This window comes from Methylobacterium sp. D48H (assembly GCF_053345715.1).
This window is the reverse complement of sequence record NZ_JBKFAP010000001.1, coordinates 276,707-299,780: the sequence shown is the minus strand read 5'-3', so window position 1 is coordinate 299,780 and position 23,074 is coordinate 276,707. Positions and strand designations below refer to the sequence as shown.

The following is a 23,074-nucleotide window of genomic DNA, read 5'->3' as shown; positions in this document are numbered from 1 at the left end:
CTGCGCCGTCGGCGGGCACGATCCGCGCGCGTCCACGTTGCCCGGTTCCGGGCCGCGTGTGACAAGCGCGCCGCGCAGGGGCCGGGCCTGCGGGATTCGAGACGGGATTCGAGGGAAGAGCGTTGGGCGAGGTCCCCGAACGGAACGAGGCGACGGCGGACGGTACCGTGCGGGTCGAGGCGCCGGCGCGGCTGCATTTCGGCTTCCTGGACCTGCATGGCGGGCTCGGCCGGCGCTTCGGCAGCATCGGGCTGGCCATCGACGCGCCGTCCCTGGCCCTGACCGCCCGCCGGGCCGCCCGGCCCACCGTCACGGGCCCGGAATCCGACCGGGTGCGCGGCTACGTCGAGGCCGCCGCCGCCCATCTCGGGCGCGGCGGGGACGTCGCCATCGATGTCGAGCGGGTGATCCCGGCCCATGCCGGGTTCGGCTCCGGCACGCAGCTCGCCCTCGCGGTCGCGGCCGCGATGGCGCGCCTCAACGGCGAGCCGTTCGCGGCGGATGCCTTCGCGGCGACCCTGGACCGGGGCAACCGGTCCGGCGTCGGCCTGTGCGCTTTCACCGAGGGCGGCCTCATCGTCGACGGCGGCCGCGGCGCGGATGGCGGGCCGCCGCCGGTGATCGCGCGCCTGCCCTATCCCGAGGCCTGGCGGATCGTCCTGATCCTCGATCCGAGCATGGCCGGCGTGCACGGGACGCGCGAGGTCGAGGCGTTCCGCGACCTGCCGCGCTTCCCCGAGGCCCAGGCCGCCGAGATCTGCCGGATCGCGCTGATGCAGGTGCTGCCCGCCGTCGCCCTGGCGGAGCCGCAGGGCTTCGGCGCCGGCATCACCCGGATCCAGACGCTGATCGGCGATCATTTCGCGCCCCATCAGGGCGGCCGCTACGCCAGCGCCGCGGTGGCGGAGGCGCTCGCCGGCGTCGCCGCGCGGGGCGTCGCGGGCTACGGCCAGTCCTCCTGGGGGCCGACCGGCTTCGCGCTGGTCCCGTCCGAGGTGGAGGCGCGCGCCCTAGTGGCCGGCCTCGACCGGGGCGGCCCCCTCCGGTTCGTGATCGCCCGGGGCCGCAACGGTGGCGCTTCGGTAACCGGTCCGGCGTGAGCCGGCCGCCCCGGGCTTGACCCGGGGCGCCGCTCCGGGTTTGGACGGAGAGAAGGCGCCTCTCTTCTCGCGCGCCGCACGAGGATTCCATGGCCCGCTCGATCCTCCACATGCTGACGCCGCTCCGGCACATGAGCCCGTTCGACGTGAACATGGCCGTGGATGCCGGCTTCGAGACGGTGGTGACCTACGCGGAGGTCAGCCTCGCCGACGTCGTCACCCTGACGCAGGATTCGATCTTCTCGCGGTCGCCGGCCGACGGGACGCGGACGGGCATCTTCATCGGCGGCAAGAACGCCGAGGACGCCCTCGACATGGTCGACCGCGCCAAGAAGGCCTTCGTGCCGCCCTTCGTGAACCACGTGTTCGCCGACCCGGCGGGCTCGTTCACCACCGGCGCCGCCATGGTGGCGCAGGTCTCCCGCGCCCTGCGGCAGAAGTTCAACACCGACCTCAAGGGCAAGCGCATCGTGATCTTCGGCGGCGCGGGCGTCGTCGCCTACGTGGCCGCGGTGATCGGCGCCCTGCAGGGCGCGACCACCGTCCTGGTCGGCCACGACGGCGAGGAGCGCGTCTCGAAGATCGCCTTCACGATGAAGTGGCGCTTCGGCATCGAGGTCGGCGCCGTCGACGGCACGACGCCCGACGATCGCCGCGCGGCCATCCGCGACGCCGACGTCATCCTCTCGGCCGGCCCGGCGGGCATCCCGATCCTCACCGCGGAGGATCTGAAATCCGCGCCGAAGCTGCTCGTGGCGTCCGACGTCAACGCCGTGCCGCCCGCCGGCATCGCGGGGATCGACGTCAACGCGGTGGACGTCGCGCTGCCCACCGGCAAGGGGGTCGGCATCGGCGCGCTGGCCGTCGGCGACGTGAAGTACAAGACGCAGCGGCGCCTGTTCGACCGGATGCTCGCCTCCGACACGCCGCTGTGCCTCGACTTCCGCGACGCCTACGAGCTCGCCGTGGAGATCGCCGGCTAGGCCGCTCCCGGACCGGATGCCGATGGCGGACGCGGTCCTGATCGCCGCGCAGGCCGGGCGCGCCCTGGCCGAGGCGGCGCGGCGCGCGGGGCTTCGCCCCTACGTCGCCGACCTGTTCGGCGATTCCGACACCCGCGCGCTGGCCGAGGCCTACCGGCAACTGCCGGGCCGCTTCGGCACCGCCCCCGCCGCCGACGCCACCCTGGCGGCGCTCGACGACCTCGCGGCGCGGGCCGGGAACCCGGTCGGCCTGATCCTGGGCAGCGGCTTCGAGGACGCGCCCGACCTGATCGCGCGCCTCTCCGCGCGGCACCGGCTCATCGGCGCCTCGGCCGGGACCGTCGCCGCCCTGAAGGATCCCGTGGCCTTCGCGGCCCTGTGCGCGCGCCTCGGCGTGCCGCATCCGGCCGTGGCGGCCGCGCCGCCGGCGGACCCCGCGGGCTGGCTGGTCAAGCGGATCGGGGGTTCCGGCGGCAGCCACATCCGGCCGGCCACCCGGTCGCCCGCGCCGGCGGGCCACTATCTCCAGGCGCGCGTGCCGGGGCGGCCCCACGCCCTGAACGTCCTCGCCGACGGCCGAACGATCCGTGTCCTCGCGGTCACCGAGCAATGGTGCGCGCCGTCGCCGATCCGGCCGTTCCGTTACGCCGGGGCGCTCGCCCGCGGCGCCGGCGAATCCCCGGCGCTCCCCGCCCACGTCGTGCAGGCCGTCGCCGCCGGAACCGAGCGGATCGTCGCCGCGACCGGCCTGCGCGGCCTCGCCAGCGCCGACCTGCTGGTCGACGGGCCCGAGTGGTGGCTCACGGAGATCAACCCGAGGCCCGGCGCGACCCTCGACGTCCTCGACCGGCGCGGGACGCCGCTGCTCGCGGCCCACATCGCGGCCTGCCTCGGCACGATGCCGGAGCCCGGCCCGCATCCGGCGGGTGCGGCGGCCGCGCAGATCTGTTACGCGGACCGTGAGCTTGCGCCTGTGCCGGACCTCGATTGGCCGGACTGCGTGCGCGACCGCCCGTGCCCCGGCTCGGCGGTCCGCCGCGACGCGCCGCTCTGCACGGTGCTGGCCGAAGGCGCGGACCGGGCGGAGGTGCTCGCCCTGTTGGAAACGCGGACGGCACACCTGCGGGCCGTCTGCGCGGCGAAGAAAACACACCCCGAGGAAGCCCCGTCATGAGTGCCAGCCCGTCCTATCCCAGCATCAACGCGCTCTCCGGCCCCCTGGTCGAGCGGCTCGTGGCCGACGCCGCGACCCTGCGGCTGTCCGTGTCGCAGGCCGCCGGCGGCGCCCGCATGGTCGATGCCGGCGCGCAGGCGCGGGGCTCGATCGAGGCCGGGCGGCGCATCGCCGAGATCTGCCTCGGCGGCCTCGGCACCGTCACGATCGCGCCGAGCGGGCCGATCGCGTCCTGGCCGTACTCGGTGACGGTCCATTCCGCCGACCCGGTGCTCGCCTGCCTCGGCAGCCAGTACGCGGGCTGGAGCCTCGCCGACGAGACCGGAGATTCCGGCTTCTTCGCCCTCGGCTCGGGCCCGGGCCGCGCGGTTGCGGCCGTCGAGGAGCTGTACCAGGAACTCGGCTTCCGCGATTCCGCCACCAAGACCGCCCTCGTGCTGGAAGCGGCCGGCGGACCGCCCGAGAGCGTCGTCGCCAAGGTCGCGGAGGCCTCCGGCCTCAAGCCCGAAGACCTGACCTTCATCTTCGCGCCGACCCAGAGCCTCGCCGGCTCCACGCAGGTCGTGGCCCGCGTCCTGGAAGTCGCCCTCCACAAGGCCCACACGGTCGGCTTCGACCTGCACGCCATCGTGGACGGGATCGGCTCGGCGCCGCTGTCGCCGCCGCACCCGGACTTCATCAAGGCGATGGGCCGGACCAACGACGCGATCATCTACGGCGGCCGGGTCCAGCTCTTCGTGGACGCCGACGATGCCGACGCGAAGCAGCTCGCCGAGCAATTGCCCTCCACGACCTCGAGCGACCACGGCGCGCCCTTCGCCGACATCTTCGCGCGGGTGAACGGCGACTTCTACAAGATCGACGGCGCCCTGTTCTCGCCGGCCGAGGCGATCGTCACGTCGGTGCGCTCCGGCGCGACCTACCGCGGCGGCCGCCTGGAGCCGACGCTGGTCGACGCGTCCTTCGCCTGAGGGCATGCGGGGCGCCCCTCCCGCGCGGCGGGGTCCCCAGTCCGCTCCACCGAGCGACAGAACCTCGGGCCGCCCCGGAGGCGGGCGGCCCCGTGACGATCAGGACCCCATCAGGACCCCCATGCGCATCGGGCTCGCGGCCGATAACGGCACCTGGCACAAGAACCGCCTGCTCGCGGCCCTGCGCGCGAGCGGCGTGGAGCCGGTGCTGTTCTCCCTCGCCGACGTGGCCGTGGTCACGGGCGGCGGCGAGCCGCTGCGCGTGCCGGGCTTCGCTGACGCGCTGCCGGACGGCGTGCTGATGCGGACCATCGCGGGCGGCACCTTCGAGGCGACGACGATGCGGCTCGGCGTTCTGCACGCCCTGGTCGCCGCGGGGGTCACCGTCTGGAACGCGCCGACCGCGATCGAGCGCTCGGTCGACAAGGCGGCGACCTCGCTGCTGATCGACCGGGCCGGCCTGCCGACCCCGGCGACCTGGGTGTTCTCGAAGCGCGAGGCGGCCGCGGCCCTGGTCGCCGCCGAGGCGCGGCCGGGCGCGCCGCTGGTCCTGAAGCCGCTGTTCGGCTCGCAGGGGGAGGGGCTCGCCCTGATCGAGCGCCCGGAGGACCTGCCCGACGAGGAGACGGTGGCCCGGGTCTACTACCTCCAGCGCTACGTGCCGCGCAGGGACGGCCTGTGGCGCGACTACCGGGTGTTCGTCTGCGACGGACGGGCGATCGCCGGCATGATCCGCGAGGGCGACGGCTGGATCACCAATGTCCACAGGGGCGGCCGGCCGCTGCCCTGGGCGATGCCGCGCGCCGCCGCCGAGCTGGCCGAGGCGGCGGCCGCCGCGGTCGGCGTCGACTATTCTGGCGTCGACCTCGTCGAGGACGGGGAGGGCGGGTTCTCGGTCCTCGAGGTCAATTCCATGCCGGCTTGGTCGGGGCTCCAGACCGTGTGCGAGGCCGACATCGCCGCCGCGGTGGTGCGCGGCTTCCTCGCCGCGGCCCGCGGCGCCAGCCGCCCCCGGCTCGTGGTGGCATGAGCGGGACCGGCCTCGACGCGGCGCTGATCGGCACGCTCTACCGGGCGGCCTGCCTCGCGGAGCTCGACGCCCTCAAGCCCGGCAACGTCCACGCCTACGCGCCCGGCCACCGCATGGTGCTGGCGGATTTCGTCACGAGCGCCGACGTCTCGGCCCCGCCCCTGGCCCGCCCGGGCGCGGGCGTCGGGGCGCGGGTCCGCGACGGCGTCGCCGCCACGGTGGCGGCGGTGGGCCAGAACACCAATCTCGGCATCCTGCTGCTCTGCGCGCCGCTCGCGGTCGCGGCCGAGGAGAACCGGACCGTCGCGGCGGTGCTCGACACGCTGGACGGCGCGGATTCGGAGGCCGTCTTCGCGGGCATCCGCCGCGCGAATCCGGGCGGCCTCGGCGAGGCCGCCCGGCACGACGTCGCCGAGGCGGCGCCCGGCGCCCTGCGCGACGCCATGGCGGAGGCCGCCGACCGGGACCGGATCGCCCGCGCCTACGTCACGGGGTTCGCGGACGTGCCGGCGATCGGGCTCGCCGCCCTGCGCGAGGCCCGCGCCGCCGGGCTCGACCCGACCTGGTGCACGACCGCGATCCACCTCGCCTTCCTGCGCGCTGTCCCGGACAGCCACGTCGCGCGCAAGCACGGCGCGGCCGCGGCCGAGGGCGTCCGCCGGGACGTCGAGGCGGCACTCGCCGGGATCGATCTCGCCGCGCGGCCGGTCGACGCGCTGCTGGCCCTCGACGCGTCGCTGAAGGCGCGGTCGATCAATCCCGGCACGAGCGCGGATTTCACCGTCGCGACGCTGTTCTGGGACGCGCTCGCGGGCGCCGGCGCCCGGCTGGCCTGAGCCGCGTGCACGATCCGGTGTCCATAGCGCCGGGCGGATGGAAATTCCTTCGTGTCAGGGCCTTGCGCGGGTTGTGAGCCGCAGGGGCCCGCTGTAGGGTCCGCCGCGCTGTCCGGCCCAACCGGCTCGGCCCAACCGGCTCGGCCGGCATGGTCGGGCGCCGATAACAAGGATGGCTTCCCGGCCGCGGCACCGCCCGGCGCGCGGCTCTATTTCGGAATCCAGGGAGAGACACCGAATGGCGAAGATCACCAAGGTTCAGGTCGGCGAAGCGCTCGTCGGCGACGGCAACGAGGTCGCCCACATCGACCTCATCATCGGACCGCGCGGTTCGCCGGCCGAGACGGCTTTCTGCAACGGCCTCGTGAACAACAAGCACGGCTTCACCAGCCTGCTCGCGGTCATCGCGCCGAACCTGCCGTGCAAGCCGAACACCCTGATGTTCAACAAGGTCACCATCAACGACGCCCGTCAGGCCGTCCAGATGTTCGGCCCGGCCCAGCACGGCGTTGCCAAGGCCGTGCAGGACGCGGTGGCCGAGGGCATCATCCCGGCGGACGAGGCCGACGACCTGTACATCCTGGTCGGCGTGTTCATCCACTGGGAGGCGGCCGACGACGCCAAGATCCAGAAGTACAACTACGAGGCCACCAAGCTGTCGATCCAGCGCGCCGTGAACGGCGAGCCGAAGGCCTCGACGGTCACCGAGCAGCGCAACTCGGCGCAGCACCCCTTCGCCGCCAACGCTTAGATCGGGGACGGTCCTGGGCAGAGCGAGCCTCCGCCCGCACCGCGGGGCCTGCTCCAGCGACTGGCTTCGATCTTCCTTGGCCGATAATTAGGCCCCTGAACGGGACGGCGCGAGCCGTCCCGTTTTTTGTTGATCGCCCACCGCCTGGACCGCCGCGCCACATCGCGGCCGGGCGAGGCGCCGACGTACAGGTGACGCGGCGTCGAAGCTCCGCGGTCGCCGGTGGAGAACGGGATCGGCGCGCGCGGATACTCTATCGTCCCGGCCGCACCGGGCAGAGCCGCGAGGTGAGGTGATGCCTGCATCGGACGAAGTGTCCGCAACCCTGCGCGATGACTGGATTCACGGCGGCCACTTGGTCCTCGCCGCGGATCCCGACACGTCCGACCACGCGGCGATCCATGCCTGGATCCTCGACATCATGCAGACAGGCGCGGACGATCCCGATCAGGACAGCATCCGGTCCCTGATCTACCACAGCCTGAACTTCGATATCCCGTTCCAGGCGACGGAGCGCGTCCGGCAATCCTTGATCGCCACCGTGCGGGCGCGTCTCGCGGCCGAAGCGTCGCGTCGCGGCCTCTGACCGGCCAGCGCCCCGCGGGCCACCGCGGCAGGCCGGCGCCAAGAGAAAAGGGGCCGCCTCGCGGCGACCCCCTTCCTTCGTCTCAGCGGATGGCTCGGACTTAGAAGTCCATGCCGCCCATGCCGCCGCCCGGCATGGCCGGAGCGGGGCTGTCCTTCTTCGGCGCGTCGGCGACCATCGCCTCGGTGGTCACCAGCAGGCCGGCGACCGAGGCCGCGTCCTGCAGGGCGGTGCGCACCACCTTGGCCGGGTCGACGATGCCGGCCTGGATCATGTCGACGTACTCTTCGGTCTGGGCGTTGAAGCCGAAGGTCTCCGACGAGGTGTTGTCGGTGATCTTGCCGACTACGATCGAGCCTTCCACGCCCGCGTTCTGGGCGATCTGGCGGAGCGGGGCCTCGAGCGCCTTCAGGACGATCTTGATGCCGGCCTGCACGTCCGGGATCTCGGACTTCAGCTCGGAGACCGCCTTCTTGGCGCGCAGCAGCGCGGTGCCGCCGCCCGGGACGATGCCTTCCTCGACCGCCGCGCGGGTGGCGTTGAGGGCGTCGTCGACGCGGTCCTTCTTCTCCTTCACCTCGACCTCGGTCGCGCCGCCGACGCGGATCACCGCGACGCCGCCCGCGAGCTTGGCCAGGCGCTCCTGGAGCTTCTCGCGGTCGTAGTCCGAGGTGGTCTCCTCGATCTGCGCCTTGATCTGCGAGATGCGGCCCTCGATGTCGGACTTCTCGCCGACGCCGTCGATGATCGTGGTGTTCTCCTTCTCGATGCGCACGCGCTTGGCGCGGCCGAGCATGGGGAGCGTCACGTTCTCGAGCTTGATGCCGAGGTCCTCGGCGATCATCTGACCCTTGGTCAGGATCGCGATGTCCTCGAGCATCGCCTTCCGGCGGTCACCGAAGCCCGGCGCCTTGACGGCCGCGACCTTGAGGCCGCCGCGGAGCTTGTTGACGACGAGGGTGGCGAGAGCCTCGCCCTCGATGTCCTCGGCGATGATCAGGAGCGGCTTGCCGGTCTGAACGACGGCCTCGAGCACCGGCAGCATGGCCTGGAGCGACGAGAGCTTCTTCTCGTGGATGAGGATGTAGGGATCCTCGAGCTCGGCGACCATCTTCTCCGCGTTCGTGATGAAGTACGGGGAGAGGTAGCCGCGGTCGAACTGCATGCCCTCGACGACGTCGAGCTCGGTCTCGGCCGTCTTGGCCTCCTCGACCGTGATCACGCCCTCGTTGCCCACCTTCTGCATGGCGTGGGCGATCATCTCGCCGATCTCCTTGTCGCCGTTGGCGGAGATCGTGCCGACCTGGGCGACCTCGTCGGAGGTCGAGACCTTCTTGGCGCGCGAGGTGATGTCCTTGACGGCCGCCTGGGTGGCGAGGTCGATGCCGCGCTTCAGGTCCATCGGGTTGATGCCGGCGGCGACGTACTTGGCGCCCTCGCGGACGATGGCCTGGGCCAGCACGGTCGCGGTGGTGGTGCCGTCACCCGCGATGTCGTTGGTCTTCGAGGCCACTTCGCGCACCATCTGGGCGCCCATGTTCTCGAACTTGTCGGCGAGCTCGATCTCCTTGGCGACCGTCACACCGTCCTTGGTGATGCGCGGGGCGCCGAAGCTCTTCTCGATCACGACGTTGCGGCCCTTCGGGCCGAGCGTCACCTTCACCGCGTCGGCGAGGATGTCGACGCCGCGCAGCATCTTATCGCGGGCGTCGGCGGAGAAACGAACGTCTTTCGCTGCCATTGTGTGCCTCTTAGCTGGTTGTTGAACCCCAAGGCCGGGACGGCCTCAAAGGGCGGTGACGGGTGATCCGATCAGAGGGCGACGACGCCCATGATGTCGGATTCCTTCATGATCAGGAGGTCCTGACCGTCGATCTTGACCTCGGTGCCGGACCACTTGCCGAACAGGACGCGGTCGCCGGCCTTGACGTCGAGCGCGTTGACGCGGCCCTGCTCGTCGCGGGCGCCGGGCCCGACGGCGACGACCTCGCCCTCCTGCGGCTTCTCCTTGGCGGTGTCCGGGATGATGATGCCGCCCTTGGTCTTCTCTTCGCTCTCGATGCGACGGACGACCACGCGGTCGTGCAGCGGACGGAACTTCATGAGCTGCCCTCTTGCTTCAGGTCTTGAGTTGGCGTTGATGCGGCCGGCGGGACCGCTCGCAAACTCGACTGTTAGCACTCTGTCTCGGCGAGTGCCAAAGACGGCCGCGAGATAGGCGCGGGCGGGTTCCGAGTCAAGGCTGTCGCACCCCCGCGCGACGGTGCGATGACGCGCCGGCGGCCCCGTTCCCCCTCATGGATAACGCGCTCTCATGCTGAGCCTGAACGGACCCGAAGGCCCGGTGGCGCTGCGACCCGGCGGCCCGATCGCGCGCGACACCGTGTGGCTCGACCTGAACGACCCCACGCCGGAAGAGGCTGCGGCGGTCGAGGCCGCGACCGGCCTGCGGGTGCCGTCGCGGGCGGCGCTCTCGGAGGTCGAGACGTCGAGCCGCCTGCGCCGCGTGAAGGGCGGCCTCTCGCTCTCGACCCCGATGATCACGTTCGAGCAGAGCGCGTCGCAGTTGAAGCCGCTGGGCTTCCTGCTGACCAAGGATCACCTCGTCACGATTCGCTTCCACGACCTGCGCGCCTTCGAGGCGTCCGCGAAGCGTATCGCCGACGGCGACGGCAGCACGACGCCGAGCGAGATCTTCCTCGTCGTGCTGGAGGAACTGGTCGACAGCCTCGCCGACGCCCTCGAGGATATGGGCTCCGAGCTCGACACGCTCTCGACCCGCATCTTCGACTTCGACGTCCGCGGTGCCGAGCGGCGGCGCCTGGAGAGCCCGCCGCCCCGGCGCCGCGACCTCGCCCTGCGCCGGATCCTGCGCGGCATCAGCAACCGCGGGAAGGTTCTGGGCAAGATCCGGTCGAGCCTGCTCGGGCTCGAACGGATCATCCCGTTCGTCGCCGCGGCCTGCGACAGCCTCGGCCTGCCGGAGGATGCGCGCTTCGAGACGATCAAGCGGGACATCGAATCCCTCGACGAGTTCGAGACGCGGCTCGCCGAGAACGTGCAGTTCCTGCTCGACGCGGCCCTCGGCCTGATCACCATCGAGCAGAACAACGTCTTCCGCGTCCTCACCGTCGTCTCGGTGGTCGGCGTCCCGCCGACGCTGATCGCGTCGATCTACGGCATGAATTTCAAGCACATGCCCGAGCTGGATTGGGCGCTCGGATATCCCTACGCGCTCGGCCTGATCCTCATCAGCGCGGTCGCGCCGATCGTATACTTTCGCATGCGCGGCTGGTTCTGATATTCGTAAGTATGCTTCGGCCCTGACCGAGTTTATATTTGAATGCAATCTCGACGATGGCGTCGGTCCGGTTACGGACGCACAGAGGGCGCGGCGCTCCAAGCATTCGATTTCCGTCAGGCAACTCTTAAACTGGACGAATGCCAGAATAAGGGATTCATTAACGCTGTGAGGCTACACCCCACGCCGGGGGAACGCGAGCCGTACCATGTTCAATCGCACTGTTTTCAATGAAGCCCAGGCCAAGATCGACGCGCTCGACCGCTCGCTGGCGATCATCGAGTTCTCGATGGACGGAACGGTCCTTCACGCGAACGAGAACTTCCTGCGATTGATGAAATACGGCCTCAGCGACGTCCGGAACCGCCATCACCGCATCTTCGTGGACAAGAGCTACGCCGAGTCCGCCGATTACGCGGCGTTCTGGAGCAAGCTGAAGGACGGCCAGTACGTCACGGGCGAGTTCCTGCGCCTCGACAAGGAGGGCGACTCGGTCTGGCTCGAGGCGACGTACAATCCTGTCCTCGACGCGCGCGGCAAGCCGATCAAGGTCGTCAAGTTCGCCGCGGACATCTCGGCGAAGAAGAAGGAGATCAACCGGCTCCTGACGATGATCGACAACGTTCCGGTGGCGGTCATGACGGCCGATTTGAAGGACAACTTCAAGATCGACTACATGAACGCCACGTCGCGCAAGACCCTCGGCACGATCGACCAGCACCTGCCGGTGAAGGTCGACGACATGCTCGGCCGCTCGTTCGACATCTTCCACAAGAACCCCAGCCACCAGCGCACGATGCTGGCCGACGCGAGCCGGCTGCCGCACAGCACCAAGATCAAGGTCGGGCCCGAGACCCTCAATCTGCGGGTCACGGCCGTGAACGACGAGAAGGGGCAGTACCTCGGCCCGATGCTGACCTGGGCGGTCGTCACCGCGCAGGTGAACATGGAGACCGACGTCAAGCGGGTCGTCGAGGCCGTCGGCTCCGCCATCCAGGAGATGCAGAGCTCGGCCGTGGGTCTGATGCAGTCGGCCGAATCCGCGCGCCACAAGGCGTCGTCGGTCGCGTCGAACTCCGAGCAGATGAACGGCGCGATCCAGGAGATCTCCGGCCAGGTCGGGCGGGTCTCGGAGCGCGCGCAGCAGATCGCCGCCCAGGCTGGGACCACCGACGCGACCATGCGCCAGCTCGCCGAGAACGCCCGCAAGGTCGACGCGGTGGTGGGCATGATCAAGTCGATCGCCGACCAGACCAACCTGCTCGCCCTGAACGCCACCATCGAGGCGGCCCGCGCGGGCGCCGCCGGGCGCGGCTTCGCCGTGGTGGCCTCCGAGGTGAAGGCGCTCGCCGAGCAGACCGCCAAGGCGACCGGCGAGATCACGCAACAGGTCTCGGCGATCCAGAGCGCGACCGGCGAGGCCGTCGGCGCTATCGAGATGATTACGGCCGCGGTGGACGAACTGTCCAAGCTCACCCTGGCGATGGCGAGCGCCGTCGAGGAGCAGGCGGTCTCGACCCACGAGATGGCGGGCAATATCGGCGGCGTCTCCGAGGCCGCCAACGCCACTGGTCAGCTCGCCCAGACGGTCCAGGGCATCGCCGAGAGCCTCGCCGGCCACTCGACGAGCCTGTCGGAGAGCGTGATCCGGTTCATGAAGACGGCCTGATCGGGCGACTCAGTCCCGGGCGAGCTGCGCTCGGCCGATGGCGAAGACCCGCCCGTCCCCGAGGAGATGGGCGGTGAAGCCGTCGGGGAACAGGCTCTCGATCGCCCGGTCGCGGACGTTCAGGCCGCCGGCGTAGGCGCCGAAGGCCGGCATGACGAGGCGGGTGCCGTCCGTGACGAAGCAGCGGCGGCGCACCGCCCGCCCGCGCATCGCCACCTTCCCGCAGGGATGGAGATGGCCGGCGATCTCGCCGGGCACGGGCTCCGGGCTCGGCTCGTGGCGCAGGACGAGGCCGCCGAGCGTCAGCGCGTCCGCGTAGCGGCCGCCGACGCCCTCGTTCACGGCCGCGTCGTGGTTGCCGGCGATCCAGACCCAGTCCCGCCCCTCCTGCAGGGCCGCCACCAGGGCGCGGTCGCCCGGCTCCATGCGCTCGGGACCGCGGGCGTCGTGGAAGGAATCGCCCAGCGCCACCACCCGGGCCGGATCGTGCCGCACCACCGCCTCGTGCAGGCAGGCGAGCGTCTCCCGGGTGTCGTAGGGCGGCAGGAACTGGCCGGAGCGGGCCGCGTAGGACGAGCCCTTCTCCAGGTGGAGATCGGACACGATCAGCGTCCGGTGCTCCGGCAGCCAGAGGCCGCCGCAGAGGTCGAGCACCAGCGTCTCGCCCGCGAGCTGCAGGGTGGGGTGCTTGGGAGTCTTCTCGAGTCTCAGGCCGGCCGCCAAGATCGCATCCTCGGTGTCGTCGGGGGAGGGCGGATCGACGGTCAGGACAGAGCCTCTTGGAGAAGCTCTGCCTCGGCCTCGGCCAGGATCTCGTCGGCGCCCTCGCCGTAGACCCGCTCGCGCCCGATCTCGAGCATCACGGACACGGAGAGCGGCGAGACCCGGTCGAGAGACCTGTGGATGATTCGCCCCTGGATGCGCTCTAGCATCATGCCGAGGCGCCTCACGTCGAGGAGTCCGGTTGCCGCATCCTGCCGCGCGGCCCGCAGCAGCAGGTGGTCGGGCTGGTGCTTGCGTAGCACGTCGTAGATCAGGTCGGTCGAGATCGTGACCTGCCGGCCGGACTTCTTCTGGCCCGGGTGATGGCGCTCGATCAGGCCGGCGATCACCGCGCATTGCCGGAAGGTGCGCTTCATCATCGCGGATTCGTCGAGCCACGCCTCCAGGTCGTCGCCCAGCATGTCGACGGCGAAGAGGTCGCCGATGAAGTCCGGATCGATCGCGGCGCGCTCCGAGACGTCGCGGGTCGACCAGATGGCGATGCCGTAATCGTTGGCCGCGAAGCCGAGCGGGCGCAGGCCGGAACGCTCCAGCCGCCGGGTCAGCAGCATGCCGAGCGTCTGGTGGGCGAGGCGGCCCTCGAACGGGAAGGCCGTGAGGTAGTAGCGCTTGCCGCGCGGAAAGGTCTCGACGAGGAGGTCGCGCTCGCCCGGCAGGACCGAGCGGCGGCGCTGCTGCAGCAGGTAGGCGCCGATCTGCTCGGGCAGGCGGTCCCATTCGAACGGGTCGGCGATAAGCGCGCGCACGCGGGCGGCCAGGAAGGTCGAGAGCGGGAACTTCGCGCCCGCGTAGGACGGGATCGCCGGGTCGGTGCCGGCCGGCGCGCGGGTGACGAGGCACTCGTCCTCGGCGAGCCCCTCGAAGCGCAGGGTCTCGCCCGCGAACAGGAAGGTGTCGCCCACCGTCAGCGTCTCGGCGAACTCGTCCTCGATCTCGCCGAGCACCCGCCCGGTCTTCGGCAGCACCGTGCCGGGCTTGCCGCGCAGGGTCCGGCCGAGGCGGACCTTCACCCGGGCCGCCTCCACGATGGTGCCGACATTCATCCGGTAGGCCTGGGCGGTGCGGGCGTCGCGCACGCGCCAGAGCCCGTCCGGCCCGCGCAGGATCTTGGCGAAGCGCTCGTAGGCGCGCAGCGCGTAGCCGCCGGTGGCGACGTAGTCGACGACCTGCTCGAACGATTCCCAGGTCAGCCCGGCGTAGGGCGCGGCCGAGACGATCTCGTCGTAGAGGTGGAGCGGATCGAAGGCGTCGGCGCAGGCCATGCCGAGGACGTGCTGGGCGAGGACGTCGAGGGCGCCCTGGCGGGCGTCCGGCGTGTCCTGGGCGGCCTCCTCCACGGCGTCGAGGGCCGCCTGGCACTCCAGCATCTCGAAGCGGTTGCCCGGAACGAGGTAGGCCTTCGAGGGCTCGTCCATCCGGTGGTTGGCCCGGCCGATCCGCTGCATGATCCGGCTCGCCCCCTTCGGCGCGCCGACATTGACCACGAGATCGACGTCGCCCCAGTCGATGCCGAGATCGAGGGTCGCAGTGCAGACGATCGCCCGGAGCTGGCCCGCCGCCATGGCGGCCTCGACCCGGCGGCGCTGCTGGGCATCGAGCGAGCCGTGGTGGATCGCGATCGGCAAGGCGTCGTCGTTGAGCCGCCACAGCTCCTGGAACGTGTACTCGGCCTGGAGGCGGGTGTTCACGAAGACCAGCGTGGTCCGGTGCTCGCGGATGAGGTCGTAGATCGCCGGCATCGAGTGCCACGCGGTGTGGCCGGAGATCGGCAGCGCCCGGCCGAGATCGAGCATGCGCAGGTCCGCCTTCGCGCCGCCGGCGACGGTGACGAGATCGGCCATGGGCGGCGCGACGGACTCCCCGTCCCGTCCGGGAGAGGGTCGGGGTGGGGGAGGAGACGCGTCAGGATCGGCCGCGCCGTCCCCGCGCGCGGCGGGAGGAGGGGGAAGCGGCCCCTGCGGCACCAGGTACTTCCGCAGCTCGTCCGGTTCCCGCACCGTGGCGGAGAGCCCGATCGCCGCGAGGCCGGGGCTCAGCCGGTGCAGCCGCGCCAGTGCCAGGGACAGCAGGTCGCCGCGCTTCGAGGTCACCAGCGCGTGCAGCTCGTCGAGCACCACGCAGCGCAATCCGGAGAAGAATTCCGCCGCCTCGCGATGGGCGATCAGCAGCGCCAGCTGCTCGGGCGTGGTCAGCAGGATGTCCGGCGGCCGGCTGATCTGGCGGGTGCGCTTGTGGGCCGGGGTGTCGCCGGTGCGGGTCTCGACGCGCATTGGCAGCGCCATCTCGGCGATCGGCGCGTCGAGGTTGCGGGCGATGTCGACCGCGAGCGCCTTCAGGGGCGAGACGTAGAGGGTGTGGAGGCCCGCCGCCTTCCGCTGGGGGCCACGCTCGGCGAGGGCCACGAGGCTCGGCAGGAAGCCGGCCAGCGTCTTGCCGGCCCCGGTCGGCGCCACCAGCAGGGCAGAGCGGCCGGCGCCGGCGATCCGCAGGAGATCGAGCTGGTGCGATCGGGGCGCCCAGCCGCGCCCGGCGAACCAGGCGCGGAACCGCTTCGGCAGGATCTCGGACGGGTCGCTCAGGCGAGCGCCATCAGGAATCGGTCGATCAGCTCCAGCGCCCGCTCGCTCATCGGGCTCGGGTAGCGGGCGAAGACGTGGCAGCCGCCGGGATAGATCGCCGTGTGGCCGCCATTGCCCGCCGCCGCCCAGCGCGCCGACATGTACAGCGTGTCGTCGAGGAGTGGGTCGGCGGTGCCGATGGTGAACAGGGCCGGCGGCAGACCCTTCAGGTCGGCGTAGATCGGCGACACGTCCGGCCGGCGCCGGTCGATGCCCTCGCGGACGTAGCCGTCGGCGAACTTGGTCAGATCGCGGGTGTTCACGACCAGCCGCTCCTCGCCCCAGTTCCGCACCGACGGTGTGAGACCGAGGTCGAAGAAGCCGGCGTTGAGGTTGGCGCCCCGGAAGGCCCGGGGCAGGTTGTGCTTGTCGCGCAGCCGCAGCAGCACCATCACGGCGAGATGCGCCCCCACCGACTCGCCGCCGATGGTCAGCGCGTGGATGCCGAGCTCGGTCTTGCCCGGACCGGCCAGCCACAGGGCCGCGGCCTCGCAGTCGAGCAGCGCCGCCGGATAGGGGTGCTCGGGGGCGAGGCGGTACTCGACCGACAGCGCGACGAAGCCGCAGGTGTCGGCGATGCGCTCCAGCCAGGGATCCTGCTCGTCCGCGGAGCCCCAGACCCAGCCACCCCGGTGGATGTGCAGGTAGGCGCCGCGCAGCTTCGTGCCGGGCTTGGGTCGGACCACGCGGAGCTTGAGCGGGCCGCCGGGCCCGTCGATCGTCAGCCACTCGGCCCGGGCGCTGTGCGGCATGGCGGGCGCCGCCTTGGTGCCCAGACGGCGCCGCTCGCGCACCTCGGCGATCGGCAGCGACCAGGGATCGGGCAGCGCGGCGTGCGCCGCGACGATCTCCGCATTGAGCCGAAGCGTCTCGGGATCGATCGTCGCCGGGTCGAACAGGGCGTGGTCGATCATCGTGCGTATGGTCCCGTCGGCACTCAGAGCCTCTCACACCAATTCCCGATTCCCGGGAGTTCTCCCTTTGGCCGAGGCCGCGCCGCGAGAGTCCCGCGGCGTAGTCCACCCCGTCCGGCATCTTGGCGCGCGCGACGCCGCTTGCCATCTGCACGGCGCGCGAGAAACCCGCCAACGCCTGATCCGCGCTCGGGTTTCGACGCGGTGTGGTGTGCCGGTCACGGTTCCGCCCGCTTCGTCGCCGATCCGAGGGCCCTGAGGCTTCACGAGGACGCAATGCTCGTCGATCACGACCGGCGCCGGCAAGGCTATCAGCAGGGCGCCCCGCCGAACGCCCCCTACGCCGCGGACAGCGACCGGTCGCGCCCCTCGGCGCTGCGGCGGTTCCTCGGCGGCTCGCCGGCCGGCGTGTTCCTGCGGCTCCTGTTCCTGTCGGTGCTGGTCGGCGCCTTCATGTCGATGCTCGGCCTGACGCCGGGGCGGCTGTTCTGGCACGTCTACGATTCGGCGCGGGCGCTGGTGGAGGTCGGGCTGGCGTCGCTCCACGATTTCGGCGGCTGGATCGTCGCCGGGGCGATCGTGGTCGTGCCGCTCTGGCTGATCGCGCGCCTCTTCGCCGTCTCCCGCTGACGAAGTTCGGGGCCGATCCGGCCCGGTCGCGCCCCGACGGCCCGGCGCGCCGGCGGTTCGGGCAGTTCGGCCGCCCGCCATCGCAACCCGCCGATGCGATCACCCCGCTTTGCGCGGAGGGCGCGGCTTCTTAGCGTGCGGCATGATGCACACCGTCGCCAGCTCGGCCCGCCCGACGAACCGCCGCGTCCTGGCCCTGGCGCTGCCCATGACGATCGCCAACGTCACGACGCCGATGCTCGGCTTCGTCAGCGCGGCGGTGATCGGGCGGCTCGGCGACGCGGCGCTGCTCGGCGCCATCGCCCTCGGCGCGGTGATCTTCGACGCGATCTTCTGGTCGTTCGGGGCGCTCCGCATGGCGACCGCCGGCCTGACCGCGCAGGCGGTCGGCGGGCGCGACGACGCCGAGGTCGACCGCATCCTGGCGCGGGCGCTGGCGGCGGGCGCCCTGATCGGGCTCATCCTGGTGGCCCTGCAGGGGCCCCTCGCGCAGCTCGCCTTCGCGATCAGCGGGGCGAGCGCGGCGGTCATCGCCGGTCTCGCGACCTACTTTCACATCCGCATCCTGTCCGCGCCCTTCGTGCTGGCGAGCTACGGCGTGCTCGGCTCGGTCTTGGGGCGCGGGCGCACCGATCTCGGCCTGCTGCTGCAGATCGCCATCAACCTGACCAACGTCGCGCTGACGCTCATTCTGGTCCTGGGATTCGGCCTGGGCCTCGCCGGCGCGGCGCTGGCGACCCTCGGCGCCGAGGCGCTCGGGCTCGGCCTCGGGCTGATTCTCCTGGCGCGGCTCGGCTCCCGACCGTTCCGGGTGCCGCTGCGCGACCTCCGCGACGCCGCGGCGCTCCGCCGGACGCTCAGCGTCAACGGCGACGTCATCCTGCGGACGCTCGCGCTGATCACCGGCATCGTGCTGTTCTCGGCACTCGGCGCCCGGCAGGGCGACGTGGTCCTGGCCGCGAACTCGGTCCTGTGGAATCTCTTCCTGATCGGCGGATTCTTCCTCGACGGCTTCGCCACGGCGGCCGAGACCCTGTGCGGCCAGGCCGTCGGCGCCCGGGACCGGGAGGCGTTCGACGCGGCCGCCGCCCTGAGCCTGCGCTGGTGCCTCGGCTTCGGCCTCGCGGTCAGTCTTGTGTCGCTGGCGGGCGGCCCGGCCTTCATCGATGCCGTGACCACGAACGGCCCGGTCCGCGAGGCGGCCCGGTCCTACCTCGTCCTCGCCGCCCTGGCGCCGCTCGCCGCCGCGGCGCCCTTCGCGTATGACGGGATCTATATCGGCGCGACCTGGACGCGGGCGATGCGCAACCTGATGGTGTGCGCGCTCGCCGCCTACTGCGCGATCCTCGCGCTCGTCGAGAGCCTGGGCTTCGGCAATACCGGGCTGTGGCTGGCCTTCGTGAGCTTCCTGGGCGCCCGGGGCCTCGGACAGGCGATCGCCTTCCCGCGCCTCGCCCGGGACACGTTCCGGACGCCGGCCGCGGCCGCCCTCGAACCGGCGGCCTAGGCGGCAGCCGCGCGCGACCTCGAGGCGTGCTAGCGCGGATCCTTCCAGGTGGTGGGCTGGGCCGGCGGCGCGGCGCGGGCCACGGAGCCGGTGGTCCGCGGTACGGCGGCCTCCGCCCGCCGCGGGTACGACCGGCGCGGGGCCGCGTAGCCGTAGCGGCGTCCCCGGCGGACGTGCCGGCGCCCGCGCTCCGACGAGTTCCCCACGAAGCCGCCGACCACGGCCCCCGCGACGGCGCCGATCGGGCCGCCGACCAGCGCCCCCGCGACCGCGCCGGAGCCGACGCCGAGGGTGGTCCGGCTCTGGGCCCGGGCCGCCTCAGGTGCCGCCAATGTCCCGAGCAAGGCGAGGGTGACCAAGACTTTGCGCATCGTAGAGATCCCGGACTTCGAGAATTGGTTTCGTCCGGCCTTTAAGCGGCGGAACATGACCAAACCGCGGCTTCGATCTGCGGAGAGACGGCGCGGTATCAAACCGCGCGGGGACTCACCCGCCCCGACCTTTAGGGTGTGGCGCGGCCGGGTTCGTGCTTTAGGGTGCAGCGCAACGACGGGAGGCCGCGCGACGGCCCAGGAGGGAGAAGCCGATGGCCACGACCACCGATCTGCGCCTGCGCCGCAGCGTGCTCTACATGCCCGGCTCGAACCAGCGGGCGCTCGACAAGGCCAAGTCCCTGCCGGTGGACAGCATCATCCTCGACCTCGAAGACGCCGTCGGCCCGGAGGAGAAGGAGCTCGCCCGCGATCAGGTCTGCGCCGCGGTGAAGAGCGGCGCCTACGGCAGCCGCGAGCTGGTCATCCGGGTCAACGCCCCGCAGACCCCGTGGGGCGAGGCGGATCTCCACGCCGCCATCGAGGCCAAGCCCGACGCGATCCTGATGCCGAAGGTCTCGTCCCCCGCCGTGCTGGAGAGCATCGCCGACCGGCTCGAATCCCTCGACGCGCCGGACGGCATCGCGATCTGGGCGATGATCGAGACCCCGGCCTCGATCCTCAACATCCAGGAGATCGCCCGGGCGAAGCGCGACCCGCGCAACCGGCTGACCTGCCTCGTGCTCGGCACCAACGACCTCGCCAAGGACACCTGGGCCAAGATCGTCCCCGGCCGCGTGCCGATGCTGCCCTGGATGATGATGGCGCTGGCCGCCGCGCGGGCGGAGGGGCTCGCGATCCTCGACGGCGTCTACAACGACATCGCCGACACAGAGGGCTGCCGCGACGAGTGCCGGCAGGCCCGCGACCTGGGCTTCGACGGCAAGACCCTGATCCACCCGACGCAGCTGGAGCCGGCCAACACGTCCTTCGCCCCCACCGAGGAGGAGGTGCGCCGGGCCAAGCTGGTGATCGAGGCGTTCGAGCGCCCGGAATACGCCAAGCGCGGCGCGATCAAGCTGGAGGGCCGGCTCTACGAGCGGCAGCATCTCGGCGTGAACCGGCGGGCGGTCACCTGGGCCGAGGCGATCAAGGCGAAGGGGTTCTGAGCGCGTCCGTCCTCGCCGGAGCGAAGCGATCCAGGGCAGCGCCACGCCCGAGTCTGTCGCGGTCCCTGGGTCACTTCACTACGCGCGTGATGACGGCACCGACGGCCCTGAATCGGCGGTCGTGTAGCGCGTCCGCTGGGTGCGCCCGTCGCGGGCCGTGACGGCGACGAGGCCCGCCTCGTCCAGGCCCGAGAGGGCGCGCAGCACCAGGGCGTGCTCCACCCCGAAGGTGCGGGCGAAGGCGCGGCTGTCGCCCGGCAGGCCGAGGTCGAGCGCCGCCAGGAGGCCCGCCGCCAGCGGGTCGAGATCCGGGCGGGCGGCCGAAACCCGGTCGAGGGCGGCGACGAACGCCGCCTCGTCGGGCTCCGCGCTCACGCGGCCGCGCGCGCCTGCAGGGTGACCAGCACCGACTTGGAGGTCGGCGTGTCGCTCTTCTCGCCGTAGGTCGAGAGCGGCACGAGCACGTTCAGCTCCGGATAGTAGCCGGCCAGCGCCCCCCGCGGCATGTCGAAGGGCACGAGGCGGAAATCCTCCGCCCGGCGGGTGATGCCGTCGTCGTGCATGCCGACGACGTCGACCCGGTCGCCGAGCCGGTCGCGGATCTCCTCGAGGTCGTCCGGGTGGGCGAAGATCACGCGGCGCTCACCGTAGACGCCGCGGTAGCGGTCATCCAGGCCGTAGATCGTCGTGTTGTACTGGTCGTGACTGCGGAAGGTCTGCAGCACGAACGTGTCGCGCGTCTTCCGGGCGGCCTGGTGCTCGGTCTCGACCGGCAGGGCGTCGGCCGAGAAGGTGGCCCGGCCGGTGGCGGTCTCGAACACCCGCTCGGCGGCGAGGTTGCGCAGCATGAAGCCGCGCGGCTTGCGCACCCGGGTGTTGTAGCCGGTGAAGCCCGGGATCGTGGCGGCGATCGCCTCGCGGATCCGGTCGTAATCGGCGGCGAACCCGGCCCAGTCGATGGCGGCGGAGCCGACGGTCGCCTGCGCCATGCCGGCGATGATTGCGATCTCGGAGCGCAGCTCCTTGGAGGCCGGCTTGTTGATGCCGCCCGACCCGTGGACCATGCTCATCGAATCCTCGACGGTCACGATCTGGATCTTGCCCTCGGCGCCCCGGTCGATCTCGGTGCGGCCCAGGCAGGGCAGCAGGTAGCCGACCGCGCCCGGCACGAGGTGGGCGTGGTTGAGCTTGGTGGCGATGTGCACGGTGAGCCGGCACGAGGCCAGCGCCTGCGCCACGACCGGCGTGTCGGGCGTCGCCCGCAGGAAGTTGCCGCCGAGCCCGATGAAGGCCTTCGCGGTGCCGTCCCGCATGGCCCGGATCGCCGCCAGGACGTTGTGGCCGTGCCGGCGCGGCATGGCGAGACCGAAATGCTGCTCCAGGGAATCCAGGAAGGCGGCGGACGGGCGCTCGTTGATGCCGACCGTGCGGTCGCCCTGCACGTTCGAGTGGCCGCGGACCGGGCAGAGGCCCGCGCCGGCCCGGCCGATATGGCCGCGCAGGAACAGCAGGTTGGCGATCTCCCGGATCGTCGCCACCGAGTGGCGGTGCTGGGTCACGCCCATGGCCCAGGTCGCGATGACCCGCTGGGCGCCCAGATAGACGTCCGCCATCGCGGCGATCTCGTCCACGGTCAGGCCCGACTGGTCGAGGATCGCGTCCCAGGACGTCGCCTCGACGGCGGCGCGGTAGGCCTCGAGCCCGGCGGTGTGGTGCTCGAGGAAGGCGCGGTCGAGGAGCGAGGGCCGGCCGGCCGCCAGCGCCTCGGCGTCGCGGGCGAACACGACCTTGGCGATGCCCCGGAAGGCCGCCATGTCGCCGCCCGAGCGCGGCTGCAGGTAGTGGCTGGCGATGGGGCGGCTGGCGCCGCGGAGCATCTCGACGGTGTTCTGCGGGTCGGCGAAGCGCTCCAGGCCGCGCTCGCGGACCGGGTTCAGCACCACGACCTTGGCGCCGCGCTCGGCCGCCCGGCGCAGGTCGCCGAGCATCCGCGGGTGGTTGGTGCCGGGATTCTGGCCGACGCAGAAGATCGCGTCCGCCTTCTCGAAATCCTCCAGCAGGACCGTGCCCTTGCCGATTCCAATGGCGTCGATTAGGGCGACGCCGCTCGCCTCGTGGCACATGTTCGAGCAGTCGGGGAAGTTGTTGGTCCCGTAGGCGCGGGCGAAGAGCTGGTACAGGTACGCCGCCTCGTTGGAGGCGCGGCCCGAGGTGTAGAACTCGGCCTGGTCCGGATGGTCGAGCCCGCGCAGGGTCGCGCCGATCTCCGCGAAGGCCTCGTCCCAGCTCACCGGCAGGTAGCGGTCGCTCGCCGCGTCGTAGCGCATCGGGTGCGTCAGGCGGCCCTGGCCCTCCAGGGCGTAGTCGCTCCAGGTGCGCAGCTCGGTCAGGGTGTGCTTGGCGAAGAAGGACGGCTTCGTGCGCTTGTCGGTCGCCTCCCAGGAGACCGCCTTCACGCCGTTCTCGCAGAACTCGAAGGACGAGCCGTGCTCCGGGTCGCCCCAGGCGCAGCCGGGGCAGTCGAACCCGTCGGGCTGGTTCGCCTTCAGCAGCGCGCGGGCGCCGGTGAGGGGTGCGCGGCTGCCGAGCAAGTGCTTGCCGCAGCTCTTCAGAGCACCCCAGCCGCCGGCGGCGGAGGAGCGCTTGGTGGACCCTTCAGACTGGGCCATGAACCGTCCTGGATTGGCTGACGCGATGTGTCTCGCAACCGCGAGATAAGCGCCTCTCCGACGCCCTCACAA

General features: G+C 71.7%; 21 protein-coding genes. 13 read left to right on the top strand and 8 right to left on the bottom strand.

The genetic code is table 11. The annotated features are described in order from the left end of the window. The first annotated feature begins 122 nt into the window (after positions 1-122). The 8 genes from ACLBX8_RS01570 (at position 123) to ACLBX8_RS01535 (ending at position 7,431) form a co-directional block, all read left to right on the top strand. Positions 123-1,100 (top strand): beta-ribofuranosylaminobenzene 5'-phosphate synthase family protein, encoded by a 978-nt coding sequence (locus tag ACLBX8_RS01570; protein ID WP_447697701.1) that lies wholly within the window; start codon positions 123-125, stop codon positions 1,098-1,100. Between the two features lie 89 nt (positions 1,101-1,189). Beyond that, positions 1,190-2,083 carry an NAD(P)-dependent methylenetetrahydromethanopterin dehydrogenase gene (locus ACLBX8_RS01565; protein ID WP_056521160.1) on the top strand — a complete coding sequence of 298 codons (894 nt, stop codon included), beginning with the start codon at positions 1,190-1,192 and terminating at the stop codon, positions 2,081-2,083. 22 nt (positions 2,084-2,105) lie between these two features. After that, positions 2,106-3,257, top strand: a complete 1,152-nt coding sequence (locus ACLBX8_RS01560; protein ID WP_447697700.1) for an ATP-grasp domain-containing protein — start codon at positions 2,106-2,108, stop codon at positions 3,255-3,257. Next, entirely contained in the window at positions 3,254-4,228 is a 975-nt protein-coding gene (gene mch / locus ACLBX8_RS01555; protein ID WP_020091841.1) for a methenyltetrahydromethanopterin cyclohydrolase, read from the top strand. Before ACLBX8_RS01560 ends, mch begins: the two co-directional genes overlap by 4 nt. 121 nt (positions 4,229-4,349) lie before the next feature. Continuing rightward, positions 4,350-5,258 (top strand): ATP-grasp domain-containing protein, encoded by a 909-nt coding sequence (locus tag ACLBX8_RS01550; protein WP_447680558.1) that lies wholly within the window; start codon positions 4,350-4,352, stop codon positions 5,256-5,258. Further along, positions 5,255-6,094 (top strand): triphosphoribosyl-dephospho-CoA synthase, encoded by an 840-nt coding sequence (locus ACLBX8_RS01545; RefSeq protein WP_447697699.1) that lies wholly within the window; start codon positions 5,255-5,257, stop codon positions 6,092-6,094. Before ACLBX8_RS01550 ends, ACLBX8_RS01545 begins: the two co-directional genes overlap by 4 nt. A gap of 238 nt (positions 6,095-6,332) precedes the next feature. Next, entirely contained in the window at positions 6,333-6,845 is a 513-nt protein-coding gene (fae, locus tag ACLBX8_RS01540; RefSeq protein ID WP_012317540.1) for a 5,6,7,8-tetrahydromethanopterin hydro-lyase, read from the top strand. A gap of 295 nt (positions 6,846-7,140) precedes the next feature. Continuing rightward, positions 7,141-7,431, top strand: a complete 291-nt coding sequence (locus ACLBX8_RS01535; protein WP_447697698.1) for a hypothetical protein — start codon at positions 7,141-7,143, stop codon at positions 7,429-7,431. Between the two features lie 100 nt (positions 7,432-7,531). On the opposite strand, the gene groL is transcribed toward ACLBX8_RS01535, so the two are convergent. Then, positions 7,532-9,172 (bottom strand): chaperonin GroEL, encoded by a 1,641-nt coding sequence (gene groL, locus ACLBX8_RS01530; RefSeq protein ID WP_447697697.1) that lies wholly within the window; start codon positions 9,170-9,172, stop codon positions 7,532-7,534. Positions 9,173-9,243: 71 nt separating this feature from the next. Continuing rightward, complete coding sequence (gene groES, locus ACLBX8_RS01525; protein ID WP_012317542.1) at positions 9,244-9,534, bottom strand: co-chaperone GroES; 291 nt, start codon at positions 9,532-9,534, stop codon at positions 9,244-9,246. Between the two features lie 211 nt (positions 9,535-9,745). Between groES and ACLBX8_RS01520 the strand changes: the two genes are divergently transcribed. Both ACLBX8_RS01520 and ACLBX8_RS01515 read left to right on the top strand, forming a co-directional pair. Then, positions 9,746-10,732 (top strand): CorA family divalent cation transporter, encoded by a 987-nt coding sequence (locus ACLBX8_RS01520; RefSeq protein ID WP_447714518.1) that lies wholly within the window; start codon positions 9,746-9,748, stop codon positions 10,730-10,732. A 208-nt stretch (positions 10,733-10,940) separates the two neighbouring features. Then, a complete protein-coding gene (locus ACLBX8_RS01515) occupies positions 10,941-12,401 on the top strand; it encodes a methyl-accepting chemotaxis protein (RefSeq protein WP_447714517.1) in 1,461 nt (486 codons plus the stop codon). Positions 12,402-12,410: 9 nt separating this feature from the next. On the opposite strand, the gene pdeM is transcribed toward ACLBX8_RS01515, so the two are convergent. The 3 genes from pdeM to ACLBX8_RS01500 are packed head-to-tail and all read right to left on the bottom strand — an operon-like array spanning position 12,411 to position 16,716. After that, the gene (gene pdeM / locus ACLBX8_RS01510; protein ID WP_091680165.1) at positions 12,411-13,124 is read right to left on the bottom strand and encodes a ligase-associated DNA damage response endonuclease PdeM; all 714 of its coding nucleotides are present in this window, start codon (positions 13,122-13,124) and stop codon (positions 12,411-12,413) included. Between the two features lie 41 nt (positions 13,125-13,165). Further along, on the bottom strand, positions 13,166-15,763 hold the full coding sequence (locus tag ACLBX8_RS01505; RefSeq protein ID WP_447714746.1) for a ligase-associated DNA damage response DEXH box helicase: 2,598 nt from the start codon (positions 15,761-15,763) through the stop codon (positions 13,166-13,168). Then, positions 15,760-16,716, bottom strand: a complete 957-nt coding sequence (locus ACLBX8_RS01500; RefSeq protein WP_056522365.1) for an alpha/beta hydrolase — start codon at positions 16,714-16,716, stop codon at positions 15,760-15,762. Before ACLBX8_RS01500 ends, ACLBX8_RS01505 begins: the two co-directional genes overlap by 4 nt. Positions 16,717-16,992: 276 nt before the next feature. Between ACLBX8_RS01500 and ACLBX8_RS01495 the strand changes: the two genes are divergently transcribed. Beyond that, positions 16,993-17,346: a DUF6460 domain-containing protein gene (locus tag ACLBX8_RS01495; protein ID WP_447697696.1), complete on the top strand. Its 354-nt coding sequence runs from the start codon at positions 16,993-16,995 to the stop codon at positions 17,344-17,346. Positions 17,347-17,488: 142 nt separating this feature from the next. Then, positions 17,489-18,853, top strand: coding sequence for an MATE family efflux transporter (locus ACLBX8_RS01490; RefSeq protein WP_447714516.1), 1,365 nt, complete (start codon positions 17,489-17,491; stop codon positions 18,851-18,853). A gap of 29 nt (positions 18,854-18,882) precedes the next feature. Here the strand turns inward: ACLBX8_RS01490 and ACLBX8_RS01485 are convergent, their stop codons facing one another. Beyond that, positions 18,883-19,224 (bottom strand): YMGG-like glycine zipper-containing protein, encoded by a 342-nt coding sequence (locus ACLBX8_RS01485; RefSeq protein ID WP_026604994.1) that lies wholly within the window; start codon positions 19,222-19,224, stop codon positions 18,883-18,885. A 215-nt stretch (positions 19,225-19,439) separates the two neighbouring features. Between ACLBX8_RS01485 and ACLBX8_RS01480 the strand changes: the two genes are divergently transcribed. Then, complete coding sequence (locus ACLBX8_RS01480) at positions 19,440-20,333, top strand: HpcH/HpaI aldolase/citrate lyase family protein (RefSeq protein ID WP_091977129.1); 894 nt, start codon at positions 19,440-19,442, stop codon at positions 20,331-20,333. 78 nt (positions 20,334-20,411) lie between these two features. Here the strand turns inward: ACLBX8_RS01480 and ACLBX8_RS01475 are convergent, their stop codons facing one another. Then, positions 20,412-20,708 carry a hypothetical protein gene (locus tag ACLBX8_RS01475; RefSeq protein WP_056522370.1) on the bottom strand — a complete coding sequence of 99 codons (297 nt, stop codon included), beginning with the start codon at positions 20,706-20,708 and terminating at the stop codon, positions 20,412-20,414. Continuing rightward, positions 20,705-23,002 (bottom strand): FdhF/YdeP family oxidoreductase, encoded by a 2,298-nt coding sequence (locus ACLBX8_RS01470; RefSeq protein WP_447697694.1) that lies wholly within the window; start codon positions 23,000-23,002, stop codon positions 20,705-20,707. The genes ACLBX8_RS01475 and ACLBX8_RS01470 overlap by 4 nt, the downstream gene beginning before the upstream one ends. Positions 23,003-23,074: the final 72 nt, after the last annotated feature.

Bases quoted from the DNA above. Each gene is read 5' to 3' on its own strand.
- ACLBX8_RS01565 (WP_056521160.1), top strand. From the start codon at position 1,190: ATGGCCCGCTCGATCCTCCACATGCTGACGCCGCTCCGGCACATGAGC.
- ACLBX8_RS01560 (WP_447697700.1), top strand. From the start codon at position 2,106: ATGGCGGACGCGGTCCTGATCGCCGCGCAGGCCGGGCGCGCCCTGGCC.
- mch (WP_020091841.1), top strand. From the start codon at position 3,254: ATGAGTGCCAGCCCGTCCTATCCCAGCATCAACGCGCTCTCCGGCCCC.
- ACLBX8_RS01550 (WP_447680558.1), top strand. From the start codon at position 4,350: ATGCGCATCGGGCTCGCGGCCGATAACGGCACCTGGCACAAGAACCGC.
- ACLBX8_RS01545 (WP_447697699.1), top strand. From the start codon at position 5,255: ATGAGCGGGACCGGCCTCGACGCGGCGCTGATCGGCACGCTCTACCGG.
- fae (WP_012317540.1), top strand. From the start codon at position 6,333: ATGGCGAAGATCACCAAGGTTCAGGTCGGCGAAGCGCTCGTCGGCGAC.
- ACLBX8_RS01535 (WP_447697698.1), top strand. From the start codon at position 7,141: ATGCCTGCATCGGACGAAGTGTCCGCAACCCTGCGCGATGACTGGATT.
- groL (WP_447697697.1), bottom strand. From the start codon at position 9,172: ATGGCAGCGAAAGACGTTCGTTTCTCCGCCGACGCCCGCGATAAGATG.
- groES (WP_012317542.1), bottom strand. From the start codon at position 9,534: ATGAAGTTCCGTCCGCTGCACGACCGCGTGGTCGTCCGTCGCATCGAG.
- ACLBX8_RS01520 (WP_447714518.1), top strand. From the start codon at position 9,746: ATGCTGAGCCTGAACGGACCCGAAGGCCCGGTGGCGCTGCGACCCGGC.
- ACLBX8_RS01515 (WP_447714517.1), top strand. From the start codon at position 10,941: ATGTTCAATCGCACTGTTTTCAATGAAGCCCAGGCCAAGATCGACGCG.
- ACLBX8_RS01500 (WP_056522365.1), bottom strand. From the start codon at position 16,716: ATGATCGACCACGCCCTGTTCGACCCGGCGACGATCGATCCCGAGACG.
- ACLBX8_RS01495 (WP_447697696.1), top strand. From the start codon at position 16,993: ATGCTCGTCGATCACGACCGGCGCCGGCAAGGCTATCAGCAGGGCGCC.
- ACLBX8_RS01490 (WP_447714516.1), top strand. From the start codon at position 17,489: ATGATGCACACCGTCGCCAGCTCGGCCCGCCCGACGAACCGCCGCGTC.
- ACLBX8_RS01485 (WP_026604994.1), bottom strand. From the start codon at position 19,224: ATGCGCAAAGTCTTGGTCACCCTCGCCTTGCTCGGGACATTGGCGGCA.
- ACLBX8_RS01480 (WP_091977129.1), top strand. From the start codon at position 19,440: ATGGCCACGACCACCGATCTGCGCCTGCGCCGCAGCGTGCTCTACATG.
- ACLBX8_RS01470 (WP_447697694.1), bottom strand. From the start codon at position 23,002: ATGGCCCAGTCTGAAGGGTCCACCAAGCGCTCCTCCGCCGCCGGCGGC.